Annotated in this window: 16 protein-coding genes; 6 read left to right on the forward strand and 10 right to left on the reverse strand. The window is 68.7% G+C overall.

From position 1 onward, the window contains the following. Nucleotides 1-7 precede the first annotated feature (7 nt). The 6 genes from J2S57_RS07215 to J2S57_RS07240 are packed head-to-tail and all read right to left on the reverse strand — an operon-like array spanning nucleotide 8 to nucleotide 6065. Entirely contained in the window at nucleotides 8-883 is an 876-nt protein-coding gene (locus J2S57_RS07215; protein ID WP_307239728.1) for a carbohydrate ABC transporter permease, read from the reverse strand. Continuing rightward, nucleotides 876-1820, reverse strand: a complete 945-nt coding sequence (locus J2S57_RS07220) for a carbohydrate ABC transporter permease (protein WP_307239730.1) — start codon at nucleotides 1818-1820, stop codon at nucleotides 876-878. The genes J2S57_RS07215 and J2S57_RS07220 overlap by 8 nt, the downstream gene beginning before the upstream one ends. A 28-nt stretch (nucleotides 1821-1848) precedes the next feature. After that, on the reverse strand, nucleotides 1849-3114 hold the full coding sequence (locus J2S57_RS07225) for an ABC transporter substrate-binding protein (protein ID WP_307239732.1): 1266 nt from the start codon (nucleotides 3112-3114) through the stop codon (nucleotides 1849-1851). 46 nt (nucleotides 3115-3160) lie between these two features. After that, nucleotides 3161-3901, reverse strand: coding sequence for an SDR family NAD(P)-dependent oxidoreductase (locus J2S57_RS07230; RefSeq protein ID WP_307239734.1), 741 nt, complete (start codon nucleotides 3899-3901; stop codon nucleotides 3161-3163). After that, nucleotides 3898-5217 (reverse strand): L-fuconate dehydratase, encoded by a 1320-nt coding sequence (locus J2S57_RS07235; RefSeq protein ID WP_307239736.1) that lies wholly within the window; start codon nucleotides 5215-5217, stop codon nucleotides 3898-3900. Before J2S57_RS07235 ends, J2S57_RS07230 begins: the two co-directional genes overlap by 4 nt. Continuing rightward, nucleotides 5217-6065, reverse strand: coding sequence for a fumarylacetoacetate hydrolase family protein (locus J2S57_RS07240; protein ID WP_307239738.1), 849 nt, complete (start codon nucleotides 6063-6065; stop codon nucleotides 5217-5219). Before J2S57_RS07240 ends, J2S57_RS07235 begins: the two co-directional genes overlap by 1 nt. A 1558-nt stretch (nucleotides 6066-7623) precedes the next feature. Between J2S57_RS07240 and J2S57_RS07245 the strand changes: the two genes are divergently transcribed. The 3 genes from J2S57_RS07245 to J2S57_RS07255 all read left to right on the forward strand — a co-directional run bounded on the left by J2S57_RS07245 (nucleotide 7624) and on the right by J2S57_RS07255 (nucleotide 9912). Beyond that, entirely contained in the window at nucleotides 7624-8376 is a 753-nt protein-coding gene (locus J2S57_RS07245) for a GAF and ANTAR domain-containing protein (protein ID WP_307239740.1), read from the forward strand. An 84-nt stretch (nucleotides 8377-8460) separates the two neighbouring features. Continuing rightward, entirely contained in the window at nucleotides 8461-9195 is a 735-nt protein-coding gene (locus J2S57_RS07250; RefSeq protein WP_307239741.1) for a GAF and ANTAR domain-containing protein, read from the forward strand. A gap of 123 nt (nucleotides 9196-9318) precedes the next feature. After that, nucleotides 9319-9912, forward strand: a complete 594-nt coding sequence (locus J2S57_RS07255; protein ID WP_307239743.1) for a hypothetical protein — start codon at nucleotides 9319-9321, stop codon at nucleotides 9910-9912. 112 nt (nucleotides 9913-10024) lie between these two features. Here J2S57_RS07255 and J2S57_RS07260 read toward each other — a convergent pair whose 3' ends face one another. Both J2S57_RS07260 and J2S57_RS07265 read right to left on the reverse strand, forming a co-directional pair. Beyond that, nucleotides 10025-12421: an ATP-binding cassette domain-containing protein gene (locus tag J2S57_RS07260; protein ID WP_307239745.1), complete on the reverse strand. Its 2397-nt coding sequence runs from the start codon at nucleotides 12419-12421 to the stop codon at nucleotides 10025-10027. Between the two features lie 141 nt (nucleotides 12422-12562). Continuing rightward, nucleotides 12563-13156 carry an acyltransferase gene (locus J2S57_RS07265; protein WP_307239747.1) on the reverse strand — a complete coding sequence of 198 codons (594 nt, stop codon included), beginning with the start codon at nucleotides 13154-13156 and terminating at the stop codon, nucleotides 12563-12565. Between the two features lie 71 nt (nucleotides 13157-13227). On the opposite strand from J2S57_RS07265, the gene J2S57_RS07270 reads away from it, so the two are divergent. Continuing rightward, entirely contained in the window at nucleotides 13228-14130 is a 903-nt protein-coding gene (locus tag J2S57_RS07270) for a phosphotransferase (protein WP_307239749.1), read from the forward strand. Between the two features lie 337 nt (nucleotides 14131-14467). Beyond that, nucleotides 14468-14704 (forward strand): hypothetical protein, encoded by a 237-nt coding sequence (locus J2S57_RS07275; RefSeq protein WP_307239751.1) that lies wholly within the window; start codon nucleotides 14468-14470, stop codon nucleotides 14702-14704. Nucleotides 14705-14820: 116 nt separating this feature from the next. Here J2S57_RS07275 and J2S57_RS07280 read toward each other — a convergent pair whose 3' ends face one another. Together J2S57_RS07280 and J2S57_RS07285 are read right to left on the reverse strand one after the other, a co-directional pair. Then, nucleotides 14821-15489 (reverse strand): DUF305 domain-containing protein, encoded by a 669-nt coding sequence (locus J2S57_RS07280; protein WP_307239753.1) that lies wholly within the window; start codon nucleotides 15487-15489, stop codon nucleotides 14821-14823. Nucleotides 15490-15500: 11 nt separating this feature from the next. After that, entirely contained in the window at nucleotides 15501-16355 is an 855-nt protein-coding gene (locus J2S57_RS07285; RefSeq protein WP_307239755.1) for a lytic polysaccharide monooxygenase, read from the reverse strand. 477 nt (nucleotides 16356-16832) lie between these two features. Between J2S57_RS07285 and J2S57_RS07290 the strand changes: the two genes are divergently transcribed. After that, nucleotides 16833-18698 (forward strand): rhamnogalacturonan lyase, encoded by a 1866-nt coding sequence (locus J2S57_RS07290; RefSeq protein ID WP_307239757.1) that lies wholly within the window; start codon nucleotides 16833-16835, stop codon nucleotides 18696-18698. The last annotated feature ends 6 nt before the right edge of the window (nucleotides 18699-18704 follow it).

An 18704-nucleotide genomic window follows, 5' to 3' on the forward strand; every position in this document is an offset into this window, starting at 1 on the left:
TTCCGCATCACCGACCGCCCATGCCCGTGGTGGCGATACCGCTGACCAGGTGCTTGCGCAGCAGCAGGAGCAACAGCACGGTGGGGATCATCGAGATCACCGACGCGGCCATCACCAGGTTCCACTGCGAACCCTGCTGGCTGAAGAAGAGGCTCAGGCCCAGCGGCACGGTGCCCTTGTCCTCCACGCTGTTCGTGATGATCAGCGGCCAGAGGAAGCTGTTCCAGTAGTTGATGAAGGTGAACACCGCCAGCACCGCGAGCGACGGGCGGGCCAGCGGGAGCATGATCGAGAAGAAGGTGCGGAACTTGCCGGCGCCGTCGATGTAGGCCGCGTCGGCCAGCTCCTGCGGGATGGTCAGGAAGAACTGCCGCATCAGGAAGACGCCGAAGGCGGTGAACGCCCAGGGCAGGATCAGGGCGCGGTAGCTGTCGACCCAGCCGAACTCCTGCATCAGCGAGAACATCGGCACGACCAGAACTTCCTGCGGGATCATCAGCGTCGCCAGGAAGGCCGCGAAGAGCACGTTGCGGCCGCGGAACTTGAGCCGGGCGAAGGCGTAGGCCGACATGCTGGCCGCCGCGAGCGTGATGAGCGTGCCCGAGACCGCGACGATCAGGCCGTTCAGGATGAACTTCTGGAACGGCAGGTAGTCGAGGGCGTCGGCGTAGTTCTGCCAGCGGATCTCCTTGCCCACCAGGCTCGGCGGGACGCTGAACACGTCGCTGGCCGGCTTGAGCGAGGTGGCGACCGTGTAGATCAGCGGGGTCAGGAAGAGCAGGGCCACGAGCCACAGCAGGGTGGCGGAGAGGCCGTGCCGGATCTTCGCGGCGCTGGTGTTGCGTGAGCGGCCCGCGGGGCTCGGCGGTGCGAGCTCAGACATCGTAGGTCACCCACTTCTTCTGGAAGAGGAACTGCAGCGCGGTGATGACCAGGATGATCGCGAAGAGCACCCAGGCACCGGCCGCGGCCGTGCCGAGGGCGAAGTTGGAGAAGCCCTCGCGGTAGATGAACAGGACCAGGGTCTCGGTGGTGGCGCCCGGCCCACCCCCGGTGAGGAGGTAGGGCTGGGCGAACACCTGGAACGTGGTGATCAGGGTCATCGTGGTGGCGAAGAACATCGACGGCGAGATCATCGGCAGGGTGATGTGCCGGAACCGCTGCCAGGGGCCGACCCCGTCGAGACTGGCCGCCTCGTTGAGCGACTGCGGGATGGAGTCGATGGCCGCCGAGAAGACCAGCAGGTTGTAGCCGAAGCCCTGCCAGACGCTCATCAGCACCAGGGCGAGCATCGCCCAGTTGGGGTCGCCCAGGAAGTTCGGCATGTCCACGCCGAACTGCTGGCCGATCCCGTCGATCAGGCCGTTGGGCTGGTAGATCATCTTCCAGACCAGCACGTTGGCCACGATCGGGGTGACCACCGGAACGAAGAACAGCACCCGGAGGGTCTGCCTGCCCCTGCGCATCGTGGAGATCCACAGGGACAGGCCGAGCGAGACGAGCAGGTTCAGCGGCAGGTAGAGCACCGTGAAGACGACCGTGTTGAGCACGACCCGCCGAAATTCCGGGCTGCTCAGCAGATCCGAGAAGTTCGCGGTGCCCGCGACCGACTTGTCACCGAACGCCGGCCAGTTGTAGAAGCTCATCACCAGCGACATCACGATCGGGATGACCGTGAAGACGGTCAGGCCGATGGTGCTGGGTGCGGCGAACACCGTCGCCGCGGCCGTGTCGGAGTCCCGCCACGACTTCTTGCTCCTGGGTGGCCCGCTCGGCACCGGCCGTTCCGGGGCCGGCGAGATCGTGCTCTCCATGGTCATCGGTACTCCCTGCCGTCAGACCCTTCGGTCAGTTCGCATCCTGCGACTGGATCTGGCTGAACGTGTCCTTGACGGTGCTGGTGCCGTTCATGGCGGGCACGCCGTACTGGATCAGGTCCGAACCGACCTTGGTCCAGTTGCTGGTGGTGCGCATCGGCTCGGCGGTCGCGCCGGCCGCCTCCAGGGCCTCCTTGGCCCCGTCGAACGCGTTGTCGTACCAGGGCGCCTGGGCGCTCACCCGGGACGGGAAGGCCCGGCCGTCGGAGGCCAGCTTGGACAGCTGCTCGGTGCTGGTGATCGTCTGGATCGCCTCGAACGCCGCCTCGGGGTTCTTGCAGCTCTTCGAGATGCCGAAGCCGGAGCCCGCGCTCAGCGTCTTGCTGCCGCTCGGGCCGGCCGGGATCTCGACCGCGCCGAGCTGGAAGTCGCTCTGCGACTGGATGCTCAGCAGGTCCCAGGGGCCGTCGACGACCATCGCGGCGTTGCCCGCGATGAACTGGTTGTAGGCGTAGGTGCTGTCGTTGCCGGAGAGCTCGGGCGAGACCTTGTCCTTGCCCACCAGGTCGGCGTACTGCTGCCCGGCGGCCTGCAGGTCGGCGTTGTCGAGGGCGAGCTTGCCGTCCTCGCTCACCGGCTGCTGGCCGGACAGGCTGAGCAGCATCGGGAACATCTGCAGGTCGGCCGGGTAGGCGGCGAAGCCGTACTTGCCCCCGGTGGTGAGCTTCTTCGTGGCCGCGGAGAAGTCGTTCCAGGTCCAGCCGCTCTTCGGGGCGTCGACGCCGACCTCCTTGAAACGGTCGACGTTGTAGAGCATGAGCATGGGGCCGTTGTCGTAGGGGATGCCGTACTGCGTGCCGTCGGACGCCAGGCCCTCGAGCGAGGCCGGCACGAAGTCGTCGGTGTCGAGGCTCTTGCTCTTGATCAGGTCGTCGAGCGGCAGCATGCCGTCCTTCAGCGCGCCCAGGCGCAGGCTCTGCACGCTGACGATGCAGGGGGCCGAGCCGCTGGCGATGCGGGTGCCCATCTTGGTGAAGTAGTCGTCGAACGAGGTGGTCTCGAGCTTGACGGTGATCTTGGGGTTGGCCGTGTGCACCGCGTCGGCGGCCGCCTGCCAGGCGTCCTTCTCGGCCGTGCCGCCCGACCACATCGACCAGTCGACGGTGACGTTGCCGTCGGCGTCGGTGCTGCCGCCGGCGTTGCCGCTGCCGTCGTTACTACCGCAGGCCGCCAGGGCGGAGATGCTCAGGCCGGCGGCGGCGAGGACCGCCAGGGACCGGGGGATGGAGTGCTTCATGGGGGTTCTCCTCGTTGAGAATGCTTACTCGTTCGGGCAGTTCGAGTCAGGCCGGGGGACGTCGGAGGGTGTGCATGCCGCCGTCGACGGCGAGCACGGTGCCGGTGGTCGAGCCGGAGCGCGGGTCGGCGAGGTGGACGATGGCGTGGGCCACCTCGTCCGCGCTGACCAGGCGGCCGGTGGGCTGCCGGGCCGTCAGTCTCGCCCGCTCGTCGGCCGGGTCGTCGGCCGAGTCGAGAAGTCGCTGCACCCAGGGGGTGTCGGCGGTGCCCGGGTTCACGCAGTTGACGCGGATCCCCTCGGGCAGGTGGTCGGCGGCCATGGCCAGGGTGAGCGCCTGCACGGCGCCCTTGCTGGCGCTGTAGACCGCGCGGTTGACCAGGCCGGTCCAGGCGGCGATGGAGCAGGTGTTGACGATGGACGCCTGGTCGCTGTCGCGCAGGTGGGGCAGCGCGGCGCGGGAGGCGCGGACGATGCCGAGCACGTTGATGTCGAGCACGCGGTGCCACTCGGCGTCGTCGTTGGTCTCGATCGTGCCCTGGGCGCCGATGCCGGCGTTGTTGACCAGGACGTCGAGGCCGCCGAGGGCCTGCGCCGCGTCACTCACGGCCTTCTGCACGGTGGTGTCGTCGGACAGGTCGGCCACGAACGCCCTGACGTTTTCGGGTGCGTTCGTGACGTCGCGGTCGAGAATGGCCACCTGGGCACCCTCTTCGAGGAAACGGCGCGCCGTGGCGGCCCCGATTCCGGACGCCCCACCGGTGACGAGAACCTTCAGATCCTTCACGCCGACACCTCCAGCTGGGCGGGCGCCCACTCGGCGCCGTTCGGGAAAGCGAAGTGGGTCAGGGTGGCCGGCACCATCTGCGCCGAGAAGCCGGGCTGCGTCGGGGTGACGTAGGCGCCGCTCTCCACCCGGGCCGGGGCCAGGAAGTGCTCGTGCAGGTGCTCGACCCACTCGATCACCCGGTCCTGCGTGGTGCCGGAGACCGCGACGAAGTCGAACATGCTCAGGTGCTGCACCAGCTCGCAGAGCCCGACCCCGCCCGCGTGCGGGCACACCGGGACGCCGAACTTGGCCGCCAGCAACAGGATCGCGATGTTCTCGTTGACACCCGCCACCCGGGCCGCGTCGATCTGCAGCACGTCGAGCGCACCGGCCTGCAGCAGCTGCTTGAACACGATGCGGTTCTGCACGTGCTCACCGGTGGCCACCTTGACCGGGGCCACGGCCTTGCGGATCGCGGCGTGCCCGAGCACGTCGTCCGGGCTGGTCGGCTCCTCGATCCACCACGGGTCGAACGGGGTGAGGGCCTTGACCCAGGCGATCGCGTCGGAGACGTCCCAGCGCTGGTTCGCGTCGGTGGCGATGCGGATGTCCGGGCCCACCGTCTCGCGGGCCAGACGCATGCGGCGCACGTCGTCGTCGACGTTGCCGCCGACCTTGAGCTTGATCTGGGTGTAGCCCTGCTCCACGGCCTCCCGGGCCAGACGCACCAGCTTCTCGTCGGAGTAGCCGAGCCAGCCGGGGGTGGTGGTGTAGGCCGGGAACCCCTTCTGCAGCAGCTCCTCGCGGCGGGCCGCGCGGCCCGGCTCGGCCTGGCGCAGGATCGCCAGGGCCTCTTCGCGGGTCAGCGCATCGGTGAGGTAGCGGAAGTCGACCAGTGCGACCAGTTCCTCGGGACTCATCCCGGCGAGCAGGTCCCACAGCGGCAGGCCGGCCCGCTTGGCCTTGAGGTCCCAGAGGGCGTTGACCACGGCCGAGATGGCCATGTTCATGACGCCCTTCTCCGGGCCCAGCCAGCGCAGCTGCGAGTCGTCGACGAACAGCCTCCAGGTGGCGCCCATGTCGGCCAGCACCGTGTCGACGTCGAGACCGAGCACGTGCTCGGCCAGCGCCTGGATGGCGGCCACCTGCACGTCGTTGCCGCGGCCGATGGTGAACGCGAAGCCGTGACCCTCCAGGCCGTCGGCGGCGTCCGTGCCGATGATGAGGTAGGCGGCCGAGTAGTCCGGGTCGGGATTCATCGCGTCCGAGCCGTCCAGGTCACGCGAGGTCGGGAACCGCACGTCGTGGGTCTCGAACCGGGTGAAGCTCGGCATCAGGCCGCTCCCATCTCGTGGCGCATCCGTCCGAGGCCGTCGATCTCGACCTCCACGACGTCACCGGGCCGCAGGTACGGCTTCGGGTCGGGCATGCCGAGCGCGACACCCGCGGGAGTGCCGGTGTTGATCACGTCGCCGGCCTCGAGCACCAGGAACTGGCTGAGGTACCGCACGACCTCGCCGATGCCGAAGATCAGGTTGCTGGTGCTGCCGTTCTGCCGCAGCTCCCCGTTCACCCACAGGCGCAGCCCCAGCGAACCCGGGTCACCGACCTCGTCGGCCGTGACGAACCAGGGGCCGAGCGGGTTGAAGGTCTCGCAGTTCTTGCCCTTGTCCCAGGTCCCTCCGCGCTCGATCTGGAACTCGCGCTCGGAGACGTCGTGCGAGACGACGTAACCGGCGACCGCGGCCAGGCCCTCCTCCGCACTGTCCAGGTAGCGCACCTGGCGGCCCAGCACGACACCCAGTTCGACCTCGTAGTCGGTCTTCTGGCTGTTCCGGGGAACCAGCACGGTGTCGTTCGGGCCGACCACGGTGGAGGGCATCTTCATGAAGATGATGGGCTCGGCCGGGATAGCGGCGCCGGTCTCCTCCGCGTGGTCGCGGTAGTTCAGGCCGATACAGATCACGGCGGCCGGACGCGGCACCGGCGAGCCGGTGCGCTCGTCACGGGTCTCGAGCTCGGGGAGGTCGCCGGTGGCGACGGCGGCGCGCGCCCGGTCGAGATCCGCGAAGCTCCAGGCCCGGTCGGCCTCCAGAACACCCGTCAGGTCGAGCACACGCCCGTCGTCCTGCAGGGCACCGACGCGTTCCGCGCCGGGATCTCCTACACGCAGCAGCTTCATCACTACTCCAGTCATCCGATCTCTGGCGTTGAGATTCACAAACATCCGATGTCTTGTCAACGGCTCAGTACAGCCGGGTCGCGGGTGTCGTCGCAGTTCCAGGCTTTGCGGCTCACAGACTTCGCAAACCAGACGACCCGCAACCGGCGAACCCGGACAAGACGCCATCGCGCTTCGCAGAACAAGACACCCGATGTTTAAGTGCAGCTTGTTGGCACGCTCCAAGACAACGGAACTGCACGGCGACTGCATCGCCGACGCGGTCGAACAGCACGAGGCCACACCGGTCACCGGCGCCCCTGGTTCTCGCTGCGGCGACCGTCTCGTCAAGGAGGCGCTCGGCACGCCCGCGCCCCGGACCCCCGGCACACTCGCATCAGCCCCGTGTCCCCACATCACCGGTGCGCGGTACGGGAGCGGGCCCCCCGAGCGGGTCCGCATCCGGACGACACCAGCACGACATCCGCTACTCCCTGCTCGGATCCACCCTGAAATCAGTTCTCACGCGGGCCATTTACCGACCGCGCCGATCCACTCCCACCCCGGCTTCACCGCACCCGGCCACGCGACCACGATGAGCCCGAGGCGGCTGAGCGAAAACGTCTCCCGGAAAACCGAACTCACACGACTCACAGCCCACCGCGCCCGGGCCGGCAAAGTCCGGTGCGGACGAACCATGGCCCCGGCCAGGAACTTTCGAGGACAGGGACGGGGGCCGCTCGAATTCCTCGAAGCTGACCGACGTCCGCCGGAGAGCATCGGGCCGAGATACCGAAGCGATGTGAGGAGACCCGGGCGAACCGGCACCAGGCCGCCCGTCGACACCGGCCCCTCGCCGGGAGAGCGGTCACCACGGTGCTTCCAAGATCCACCGAGGCCCGGCAGACCCCCCACTAGCCCCGACCGGCCCAGAATCTCACCCAGGCCTCATTCATCACTCAGGGCGACGAACCGTGACCGTATCGCCTATGGTGGACCTTGCTGGGCCAACAGCCACTCCGGACCGAGAACACCGTTCACCTCGTGCCTCGGGCGCATTCGCCGATGCCGGAGACTCTTGCGCTACCAGTTCCGGAGCAGACATGTTCACCACGAACGATGCCCGCATCCCTCTCCCGCCCCGCAGCGAACTCGCGCTGCCCGGCGCCCGAGCACGCCGTCGGGACGACGTGTCGGGGCAGGAGCGGCCCGCTCCCGCCCGAGGAGCACTCCTCGTGATCAAGGTCGTCAGAACACCCGACGAGTCGCCGTTGCAACAGTCTCTCGTAGAACTCGTACTGCCCCGATACGCGATACGCCTAGGCACTGCTGTGCGTCAGGAGGATAGGCTCGAGCACATTGGCGACACTTGTCTGGGTATGACCTGCCTGGGCGTCTCCGACTGGCAGCCACTGAGCCAGTTGCTCACCAGACTGCACCGGGCGGCAGGGCCACCGCTTGCTCTTTCGGGCGGTGAGGGATACGCAGCCGTTTCGATCACCGCCGTTCTCGCCGACGATGCCGTCCGGCGTCTGCGGTTCCTCCAGCAGTCCGCCACTGAGTAGGGGGCACACTCACGATGCCGGAAGATTCCGATCGTGATCTCCGCGCAAGCCTTTCCGACCTGTCCGAGGCCCTGACCGGACGTCAGCCCCTGTCCGTGACCCTGGTGCGGGTGGCCAGCCTCGCGGTCGCGGCCGTGCCCGGGGCCGACGGCGCCGGGCTCACCCTGATCGAGGCGTACGGCCCCGACACCCTGGTCTCCAGTGCCCCGTTCGTCGACGAGGTCGACGCCGTGCAGTACGGCATCGGCGAGGGCCCGTGTCTTCTCGCCGTCGCGACGCGCATCACCCAGCGGTCGGGGTCTCTCGGCGCCGAGACCCGCTGGCCCCGCTTCGGGCCGCAGGCCGGGCAGATGGGCGTGCACAGCGCCCTGTCGGTGCCCATGCTGCTGTCCGGGCGGGTCGTGGGCGCCCTCAACATCTATGCCCACGACCGTGAAGCGTTCGACGAGCGCTCGGCCCGGGCCGGCGAGGAGTTCTCCCGGTCGGCCGCCGTCACCTCGGCGCACGCCCTCCTGCTGGAGGAGAGCCGACGGGAGACCGCTCACCTCGAGCGGGCGCTCACCACCCGGGCCACCATCGACCAGGCCATCGGCATCATCGTCAGCCGCACCGGCAAGCCGCCCGAGGAGGCCTTCGAGGTTCTTCGCCGTCAGAGTCAGCGGGAGCACGTTAAGCTGAACGAGGTCGCCGCCCTGGTGGTCGCGCAGGCCCGGGCCCGAGCCCGGGCCCGGCTGAGAATCCCGGGTCCGGCCGAGCGGGGCGACTGATGGGCCCCGGCTCGTGCCAGAGGTCCACGTCGGCCGTCGGCTGCACGAGCCGGCGTCGACGCGAACGTTAAGGGGCGGACGAACATGACAGCGGATCCCGAACGGGACCTGCGGGACAGCCTGACCGGCCTGGCCGAGATCCTGACCGCCACCCAGCCCCTGACCGAAACCCTGCTCCAGGTGGCCGCGTTCGCGGTCTCGGCGATCCCGGGCGCCGACGGCGCCGGCGTCACGGTGCTGGAGCGGCAGGGGCCCGACACGATGGTGGCCAGCGACGACCTGGTGCGGGCGGTCGACGCCGAGCAGTACGGCATCGGTGAGGGGCCGTGCCTGCTGGCCGTGGAGACCCGAGCGACCCAGCGGTCCGGCTCCCTGGCCCGCGAGTCCCGCTGGCCGCGGTTCGGGCCCCGCGCGGGCGGGCTGGGCGTTCATAGCGCCCTCTCCCTGCCGCTGCTCGTGGCCGGCCAGCCGGTCGGGGCCCTGAACGTCTACGGGCGGGCGCACGACGCCTTCGACGAGCAGTCCGCCTTCATCGGTGAGGAGTTCGCCAAGCCCGCCGCCGTCACCGCCTCCCAGGCCCTCCTGCTCGAGGAGAGCCGCCGGCTGGCGGTCCAGCTCGAGCAGGCCCTGGCCGGCCGGGCCACCCTCGACCAGGCCATCGGCATCATCATGAGCCGCACCGGCAAGACCGCCGAAGAGGCGCTGGCCACGCTTCGTGAGGGCAGTGAGCGCGACCACGTCGACATCGGTGAAGCAGCCACCCAGATCGTGCTTCAGGCCCTCGCCCGAGCGCGGGCCCGGCGCGAGGCCACGGAATAGCCCGTCCGGCACAGCACGATCACGGGCACCTCTCCTGCCCGTCACCGAAATCAGACCGCGCTCTGCGCGCCCCAGGCGCAGGGCCGGTAACGGGCACCCCCGGTGCCGCGGGAAGAGCAATCTATGGATCTGGCCGACGACACGGTGGCCCGGCTGAACGAACTCGCGGAGCTCAGCGGTGCTGACCTTCTCGTGTTGTTCCGTGATCTCGTGCGTTCGGCGGCGTCGTCCAGCTCGTCCTGCGTGGCCGTCATCATCACTCTCAACCAGGAGCCACCCTTCTACGCCCTTGACGACCGCCTGCGGTCCGGGGCCACCACCGCGCGCTCGTCACTGCGGGCCCAGATCACCACCGCCGGCCCTGACCAGCACGTGCACAGCGTCATCTTTCTCGCCGACGCACCCGGTGAGTACAGCCACCTGGCCTCGCTGTTCCTCGACGGTTTCGCCGGGCCCACCGCGAAACTCGACCGGCTCGTGATCGACCAGGACCTCGATGCGGCGGCCCACCTGCCCGAGCCCGACGGCGCCGGGGACGCGATTCCGGCCACCGATCGGCTGCGCACCATCAATCAGGCCATCGGCTTTCTGCTGGAACGGGGCCTCACGCCGGAAGAGGGGTACCAGGAACTGGTGCGACGAGCCCGGGCCGACCACGGCAACATCTACGACCAGGCGGTCGCCGTGCTGAACCGGGCCGGGCACGAAGATCCCTGATCCGGTGCCTCACCGAGCACCCGCACCGGGCACTCGCACCACGCACCGGATCCGCGCCCCGGGATCTGCGAGTCGGCACTGAGCCTTCGCACCACGCGCCGGGCCTTGCGGATCAGGCGCCGACGTAGGCGGCCAGGTGCTGACCGGTCAGGGTCGAACCGTCGGCGACCAGATCGGCCGGGGTGCCCTCGAAGACGATGTGCCCGCCGTCGTGACCGGCGCCCGGCCCCAGATCGATGACCCAGTCGGCGTGCGCCATCACGGCCTGGTGGTGTTCGATGACGATCACCGACTTGCCCGAGTCGACGAGGCGGTCGAGCAGGCCCAGGAGCTGCTCGACGTCGGCCAGGTGCAGGCCGGTGGTGGGCTCGTCGAGGATGTAGACGCCCCCCTTCTCCCCCATGTGCGTGGCCAGTTTCAGACGCTGCCGCTCACCGCCCGACAGGGTGGTGAGCGGCTGGCCGAGGGTGAGGTAGCCCAGGCCGACGTCTTCCATCCGGTCGAGGATCTTGTGTGCGGCGGGCAGTTTCGCCTCGCCCGACTCGAAGAACGCCTCGGCCTCGGCCACCGGCATCGACAGCACCTCGCTGATGTCCTTGCCGCCGAACTTGTACTCCAGCACCGAGGCCTGGAACCGGCGGCCCTCGCACTCCTCGCACGGGGTGGCGACGCCGGCCATCATCGCCAGGTCGGTGTAGATCACCCCGTTGCCGTTGCAGACCGGGCAGGCGCCCTCCGAGTTGGGGCTGAACAGAGCGGGTTTGACGCCGTTGGCCTTGGCGAAGGCCTTGCGGATGGGCTCCAGCAGCCCGGTGTAGGTGGCCGGGTTGCTGCGCCGCGACCCGCGGATCGAGCTCTGGTCGATGGCGACCACGTCGTCCAGAGGGGCCACCGAACCGTGGATCAGCGAGCTCTTGCCCGAGCCGGCCACCCCGGTGACCACCACCAGGACACCCAGGGGGATGTCGACGTCCACCGACTTGAGGTTGTTGGCCTCGGCGCCCCGGATCTGCAGCACCTCCGCGGCCTCTCGCACCGACGGCTTCAGCTGCGACCGGTCGTCGAGGTGCTTGCCCGTGAGGGTGCCGCTGGAGCGCAGGCCCCCGACCGTCCCCTCGTAGACGACCTGCCCACCGCCGGTGCCGGCGCGCGGGCCGAGATCCACCACGTGGTCGGCGATCGCGATGGCCTCAGGCTTGTGCTCGACCACGAGCACGGTGTTGCCCTTGTCGCGCAGCTCGAGCAGCAGCTGGTTCATGCGCTGGATGTCGTGCGGGTGCAGGCCGATCGTGGGCTCGTCGAAGACGTAGGTGACGTCGGTGAGCGCGCTGCCGAGGTGACGAATCATCTTGGTGCGCTGCGACTCACCGCCCGACAGGGTGCCCGCGGGCCGGTCGAGGCTGAGGTAGCCGAGGCCGATCTCGACGAACGAGTCCAGGGTGTGGCTGAGCTTGCCGAGCAGCGGGGCCACGCTGGGTTCTCTCAATCCGGAGACCCACTGAGCCAGGTCGCTGATCTGCATCTGCGCGGCGTCGGCGATGCTGATGCCCTTGATCTTCACCGAGCGCGCACCCTCGGCCAGCCGGGTGCCGTCACACTCCGGGCAGGTCGTGAACGTGACGGCGCGCTCCACGAAGGCGCGCACGTGCGGCTGCAGCGAGTCGACGTCCTTCGAGAGCATCGACTTCTGGATCTTCGGCACCAGCCCCTCGTAGGTGATGTTGATGCCGTCGACCTTGATCTTGGTCGGCTCCTTGTAGAGCAGGTCGTGCAGCTCGCGCTTGGTGTACCTCTTGATCGGCTTGTCCGGGTCGAAGTAGCCGCTGCCGATGAAGATCCGGCCGTACCAGCCCTCCATGCTGTAACCCGGTATGGTGAAAGGGTTCTCGTTCAGCGACTGGTCTTCGTTGTACAGCTGGGACAGGTCGATGTCGTTGACCGAGCCGCGGCCCTCGCAGCGCGGGCACATGCCGCCCACCCGGGTGTACTCGGCCTTCACGGCCCGGGTGGCCGCCCCGCGCTCGACGGTGATCGCCCCGCTGCCCGAGGCCGAGGCCACGTTGAACGAGAACGCGCCGGGCCCGCCGATGTAGGGCTTGCCCAGCCGGCTGAACAGGATGCGGAGCATGGCGTGGGCGTCGGTCGCGGTACCCACGGTGGAACGCGGGTCGGCGCCCATGCGCTGCTGGTCGACGATGATCGCCGTGGTCAGGCCCTCGAGCACGTCGACGTCGGGGCGCGCGAGCGACGGCATGAAGCCCTGCACGAAACTGGAGTAGGTCTCGTTGATCAGGCGCTGCGACTCGGCTGCGATGGTGCCGAACACCAGCGAGCTCTTGCCCGAGCCGGAGACCCCGGTGAAGACCGTCAGGCGGCGCTTGGGCAGCTCGACACTGACGTCCTTGAGATTGTTCTGCCGGGCGCCGAGCACCCGGATGATCTCGTGGCTGTCGGCGACGTGTTCACCGGTGGGCTCGTCAACGGGCGGCTGCGGGGCGGCCTTGCTCATCGGGTCTCCAGAGGTCGGGGACGGGGCGCCGGTCCCTGGCATGGTGCCATGACGAAGCGCACCGGTTCGATCACGCCACGACGCTAGCGGCCCCCGCCGTCCCGTACTTCTCGATTCCTGATCAGCGCACGCCGGCCACCGTCACACGGTGGCGCGGACTGCCTCGACGACCTGCATCGCCTTCGGGTCGAGGTCGAGCCGCCCCTGACCGATACGGCGGGTCCAGACCACGTTGCTGCGCACCACCCGGGCGGGCACACCGGCCACCACGGACAGCGGCGGCACCTTGCCCGAGACGATCGCGCGGGCCCCGGCCACGCTGCCCGAACCGATCGAGGCGCCCTTCAGCACGATGGCCTGTTTGCCGAGCCAGACGTGGTCGCCGATCAGGATGGGCTTGTCGGGGTTGATGCGGTTGCCGCTGTCGATGTCGTAGATCGCGTGGGTGTCGGTGGTGCGGATCTCGACGGAGAACGAGAACATGCAGTCCTCACCGATGATCACGTCGGTGCCCTGGGCCACGACCAGCGCGGTCTCACAGGTCGAACCGGCCCCGATCTTGACGGTGGCCCCGCCGGACACGTTGATGTTCCACGTGCCCTTCACCCCGTCGGCGATGTGCAGGGCGCACGGCCCGGCGTTGTCACGCACCTTGATCTGGCCCTTGAACCCGGGATTCTCCGGGATCCGCAGATCGTGCCCGTCACCTTTGACATCCAGTCGCAACTGCTCCACGAGGCGGAGTCTTTCACAGACGCGTCCTAAATCGGGTGACTCGTCCACCCCGGAAGGGCACCATGCAGGTCGTGCATGACGATCAGCTCGACGTATCGCCGGAGCTCGTCCGCGCTCTGGTGGCCGCGCAGTTCCCGCAGTGGAGCGGTGCGGACGTGCGGCGGGTGCAGGCCGAGGGCACCGTGAACGCCGTCTTCCGGATCGGTGACGACCTGACCGCCCGGCTGCCGCTGCGTCCCGGCGACCCGGCGGGGATCGCGCGCGACTTCGCCCGGGAACGGGACGGGGCCCTGAAGATCGCCCGTCACAGCCGTTTTCCGGTGCCCCAGGTGCTCGCCACGGGTACGCCCGGCCCCGGGTACCCGCTGCCCTGGGTGATCCAGACCTGGCTCGACGGCACCACCGCGACCGACCTCGATCCGGCCGGATCCCCGGCTTTCGCCCGGGATCTCGCGGATTTCATCGAGGACGTGCGGGGCATCGACACCGGTGGGCGGACTTTTTCCGGGGGCGGGCGGGGCGGTGATCTGAAGGATCACGACGCCTGGATGGAGACCTGTTTCGCCGCCAGTTACGGAATTCTCGACGTGCCCTATTGGCGGGGGCGCTGGAAAACCTGGCGGGAATTGCCGAGAGAAGCCGCCGACGTGATGAGTCACGGCGATCTGATCGGCGGGAATGTTCTGGTCTCACCGGACCTCGGACTCGCCGGGGTGCTCGACCTCGGAAGCTTCGGCCCGGCCGATCCCGCACTTGACCTGATCGGCGCCTGGTCGCTGCTCGACCGCGAGACCCGGCCGGTGCTGCGCCGCCGGCTCGCCGCCGGCGACCTGGACTGGGAACGGGGCCGGGCCTGGGCGTTCGAGCAGGCCATGGGCCTGGTCTGGTACTACGAGCGCTCGAACCCGGTGATGAGCGCGCTCGGCCGCCGCATGCTCACCCACCTCCGGCAGGAGCTGGACACCTCACCTTGAGGACGCCGCCGGCGCGCGAAACATCCGACCTTTTCCGGGTTCTGGCGGGATTCGACGCGTGTCGTCGACCTACGCGGCGTCACCAGGTGTTTTCCCTCCGGCCACCTCCGACCTGCTCGGGAACGGATGGTCACCGAGGCGGTGGAAAACCGCTCGTCACCGAGCGTCCGACCAATTCGACAGGTGACGAGAAATTCGGTCGGACCTGTACCGGTGCACCGGATGTTCGATTGCCCGAAGGCCCGGAATCACCGTGGTAGCTTTCACGCGCTCATCCGCCGGGCCCTTCTTTCCGGCGTGATTCCTTCTTTCAACGCCGAGAGGACACGTGCGCCCGATGACCGCCAGAAAAGGCATTCTCGCCTCCGCCGTCACCGTGGTCGTGATCGCGGCCGGACTCGTCGTCTGGCAGCAGACCTCCTCCGGCTGCCCCGAGCCCTACAACGCCGCCACCACCTACCTGAACAACGACGAGGTCACGTTCAACGGCAAGGTGTGGCGGGCGACGAAGACCACGGCCAGCGAGACCCCGAGCACCCGCGGGCAGACCTGGGCCGAGGCCGGCACCTGCTGAGGATCAGAGCGGTTCGGCCGTGATCACGGCAGGGGGTACCCCCACCGCCCCGCCGTGATCACGCCCGAACCGGCCCGACCCGGTGCCCGGCCCAGCTCAGCTCAGCTCAGCTCAGCTCACGAGGACAGGATGCCCAGCATCTGCTGCACCTGGGCCGACCTCGACTCCTTCTGCCGCTCGGCCAGCTCGATCACGTCGCTGTTCTCACCGTTCCTGATCACGTACTGCGCGATCTCGGCGCCGTTGCTCTGCTGCGCGATGAGCAGGTTCAGGAACGTGGTCTGGAAGTCGCTGCCCGCGGCCGACTTCAGGTTCGAGATGTCGCCCTTGGTCAGCGTGGTGACCCCGCCGTGTTCCTTGTGCAGATCGGCGTCGTCGTCGGCGTCGGTCTTCTCGCCCCACTTCTCCAGCCAGGCCGTCATCTGCTCGCTCTCCTCGACCTCGGTGCTGCCGATGGCCGCGACCAGCGCCTTAGCCTCCTTGGAGAGTGTGCCCCCGTCGGACAGGGCGTCGAGCTTCGCCGTCTCGGCCTGCCGCGCCAGCATCATCTGCAGGAACATGACATCGGCGGCGTTGTAGCCACTCTCGGCGGAGTCACCGTCGTCGGCCGTGGTGGTCGCCGACGCGTGCGTGCCGTGCCCCTCGTGGCCCGACTCCTCCGACGTCGAGATCGACGCCGACCCCTTGTCGGTGCTGATGGTCAGGCCGTCGATCGCGCCGCACCCGCCCAGCAGCAGCGCCGCGGCGGCGGCCAGCGGGACGATCCGGATTCCCTTCAGAGCCATTGCCCTTCCCCCTACTTCGGCAGCCACAGGGCCAGGACCTCGGACGGTTCCCAGCCGGGCAGCGTGGTGTGCGACTGCCGGCACTCGTAGGTGGTGCCGTCGTAGGTGACCGTGTCGCCGCGGTCGTACCAGGTCCAGTCCTTCCAGGCCTGGCCGTCGGCCGGGGCGGTGGTGCTGGTCTGCGTGGGCTCGGTGGTGCTCGGCGCGGCGCTGGCGGTCGGGGCGGCGGTGGTCGGCGCGGTGGTGGGCTCCTGGGTGGCCTCGTCGTCGGGCGTCTCGGTCGAGCCCCCCGAGTCGTTGCCGGAGCCGTTGCCCGAGCCCGACCCGTTGCCCGAACCCGAGCCGGTGCCACCGATGTTCACGTCCACGCAGTTGTAGAACGCGTTGACCGTGTCGGCGATGTTCCAGACGGCCAGCACGGTGTGCTCGCCGGAGTAGGCCGACAGGTCGACGTCGTGCGAGACGGTCGCGCCCGGGATCTTGCCCTTGTCGTCGAACGAGGCGACCTGCTTGCCGTCGACGTAGTAGACCCAGGTGCTGGTGGAGTGCCGCGCGGTGAGGGTCCAGTTGAAGGTGACCTCACCGTCGACCTTCGCGTGCGGCCAGTTACGCGACTCGTCGTCGAGCTCGCTGAAGCTGGTGTTGCCGCCACTGCACTTCTTCGACCCCTTCGGGGCCTCGACGCTCTGCGGCTCGTACTGGATCTGGCCGCAACCGGTGACGCCGCCACTGGCGCACAGGGCCTGCCGGCTGGGCGGCGAGGAGATGTAGCCGTGGGCACCGGCCGGGCCCGCCAGGGCGACACCGGCGAACAGCGTGCCCATCGTCGCCAGCGGAAGCACGACCTTGCGACGGTCTTTCAGCATGGAACAGCACTCCTGTCAGGGATGGAGTGCCCGGTAGATCGACCGGACGTGACCATAGTTCTCAGTCCGGAGCACCGATCTCAAGTTGGCAACGGTCATTTAAACGGGCCTTGACCGGGCTATGAGCATCCGCCACCGCTCGTAACAGTTCGTGGCCGGAAAACTGCAACATGTCGTAGGGGCACCGGCACCCGACGTGATGACCGCCGCCCGGCGCCCCGAATCTCGTTCTCGAGGCAGGTTCTGACACCGGGTAATCCGCCTGGTTACGCGAGAACGGCCGGAAAGGTTGCCCGGGTCTCCGTGAAATCTTGGTCGGCTCCTCGTCAAGATCCGGGCCGCAAACCAATTCTTGACGCTCTCCGCACCTACTCATGACCGAACTCCGGGCAACCTTTTCCTTGTTTGACAGCCCATTCCGAGTTCATCAGGATTCACGACGCCGAAACCCCCTGCACGCCGTCGAAAGAGGAATCCGTGAGTCAACGACGTCACACCAGCAGGCGCCGCACCGTCGCGGTCGCGGCCGGGATCGCCCTCACCGGCTCCCTCGCCGCGGCGGGAACCAGCTTCGCCGTCGGCCGCAGCAACGCGACCGGTACGGCCGCGGCGACCACGTCGTCCTCAAGCAGTGCCGTGAAGGCCGCGAAGGTGACCGTCGCCGGGCACCAGCTCGAGACGCTCGGCCGCGGAGCGGTCAGCGTGCACTCCAGCGCGGGCAACCTGGTGAGCTGGCGGCTGCTGGCCACCGACGCCCAGACCGCCTCGTTCGACGTCTACCGCGACGGCACCAAGGTCAAGTCGGGCATCACCGGCTCCACGAACTTTCTCGACAAGGGCGCCGCGGCCACCGCGACGTACACCGTGAAAACCGGCTCGGAGAGCGCCACCGCGCGCAACCTGACCGACGGTTACCTGCGTGTGCCGCTGAAGAAGCCGGCCGCGGGCAGCGACTACACCTACGCGGCCAACGATGCCTCGGTCGCCGATCTGGACGGCGACGGCGAGTACGAGATCGTGCTCAAGTGGGACCCGTCCAACGCCAAGGACAACTCGCAGAGCGGCGTCACGGGCAACGTCTACGTCGACGCGTACGAGCTCGACGGCACCCAGCTGTGGCGCATCGACCTGGGCAAGAACATCCGGGCGGGTGCGCACTACACGCAGTTCCAGGCCTACGACTACGACGGTGACGGCAAGGCCGAGGTCGCGATGAAGACGGCCGACGGCACGAAAGACGGCAAGGGCACGGTGATCGGCAGTTCGAGCGCCGACTACCGCAACTCCAGCGGCTACGTGCTGTCCGGTCCCGAGTACCTCACGATGTTCAACGGCCAGACCGGCGCCGCCGCGTCCACGGTGAACTACCTGCCCGCCCGCGGCACCGTCTCGAGCTGGGGCGACAGTTACGGCAACCGGGTCGATCGTTTCCTGGCCGGCACCGCGTACCTCAACGGCAGCACGCCCAGCCTGATCGAGGCCCGCGGCTACTACACCCGCTCGGTCGTGACGGCCTGGGACTACACGGGCGGAAAGCTGACCCAGCGCTGGCAGTTCGACTCCGCCAAGCAGACCACGCCGAGCGACTGGGCCGGGCAGGGCAACCACCAGCTCTCGGTCGCCGACGTCGACAGCGACGGCAAGGACGAGATCGTCTACGGTTCGATGGCTCTCGACGACAACGGCAAGGGCCTGTGGACGACGAAGCTCGGCCACGGCGACGCCCTGCACGTCGGTGACCTGATCCCGTCACGCGCGGGCCTGGAGGTCTACAAGCCGCGCGAGGAGAAGAACAGCGGCCCGGCCGACTTCATCGCCGACGCGGCCACCGGCAAGATCATCAGCAAGTCGGCCAGCTGCGCCTGCGACACCGGCCGCGGCGTGGCCGGCGACATCTACGCGGGCAGCCCGGGCGCCGAGCAGTGGTCGTCGAGCGTCGACGGGCTGCGTGACTCCAGCGGCCAGAAGATCGGCAACAAGCCGAGTTCCACGAACTTCCTGGTCTGGTGGGACGGCGACGCCTCGCGGGAACTGCTCGACTCCAACAAGATCTCGAAGTGGGCGCCCACCGGTGAGACCCGCCTGCTGACCGCCAGTGGCGTGCACTCGAACAACAGCACGAAGTCCACGCCGTCGCTGTCCGGCGACATCCTGGGAGACTGGCGTGAAGAGGTGATCTGGCCGGAGTCCGACGACACCGCGCTGCGCATCTACAGCACGCCGATCGAGACCTCGCTGCGCTTCACCACCCTCGTGCACGACTCGCAGTACCGGGTGGCGGTCGCGTGGCAGAACACGGCGTACAACCAGCCGCCGCACCCGAGTTTCGCGCTGCAGAAGTAGACCTAC

Origin of the sequence: Kineosporia succinea, assembly GCF_030811555.1 — a bacterium.
Classification (GTDB): domain Bacteria; phylum Actinomycetota; class Actinomycetes; order Actinomycetales; family Kineosporiaceae; genus Kineosporia; species Kineosporia succinea.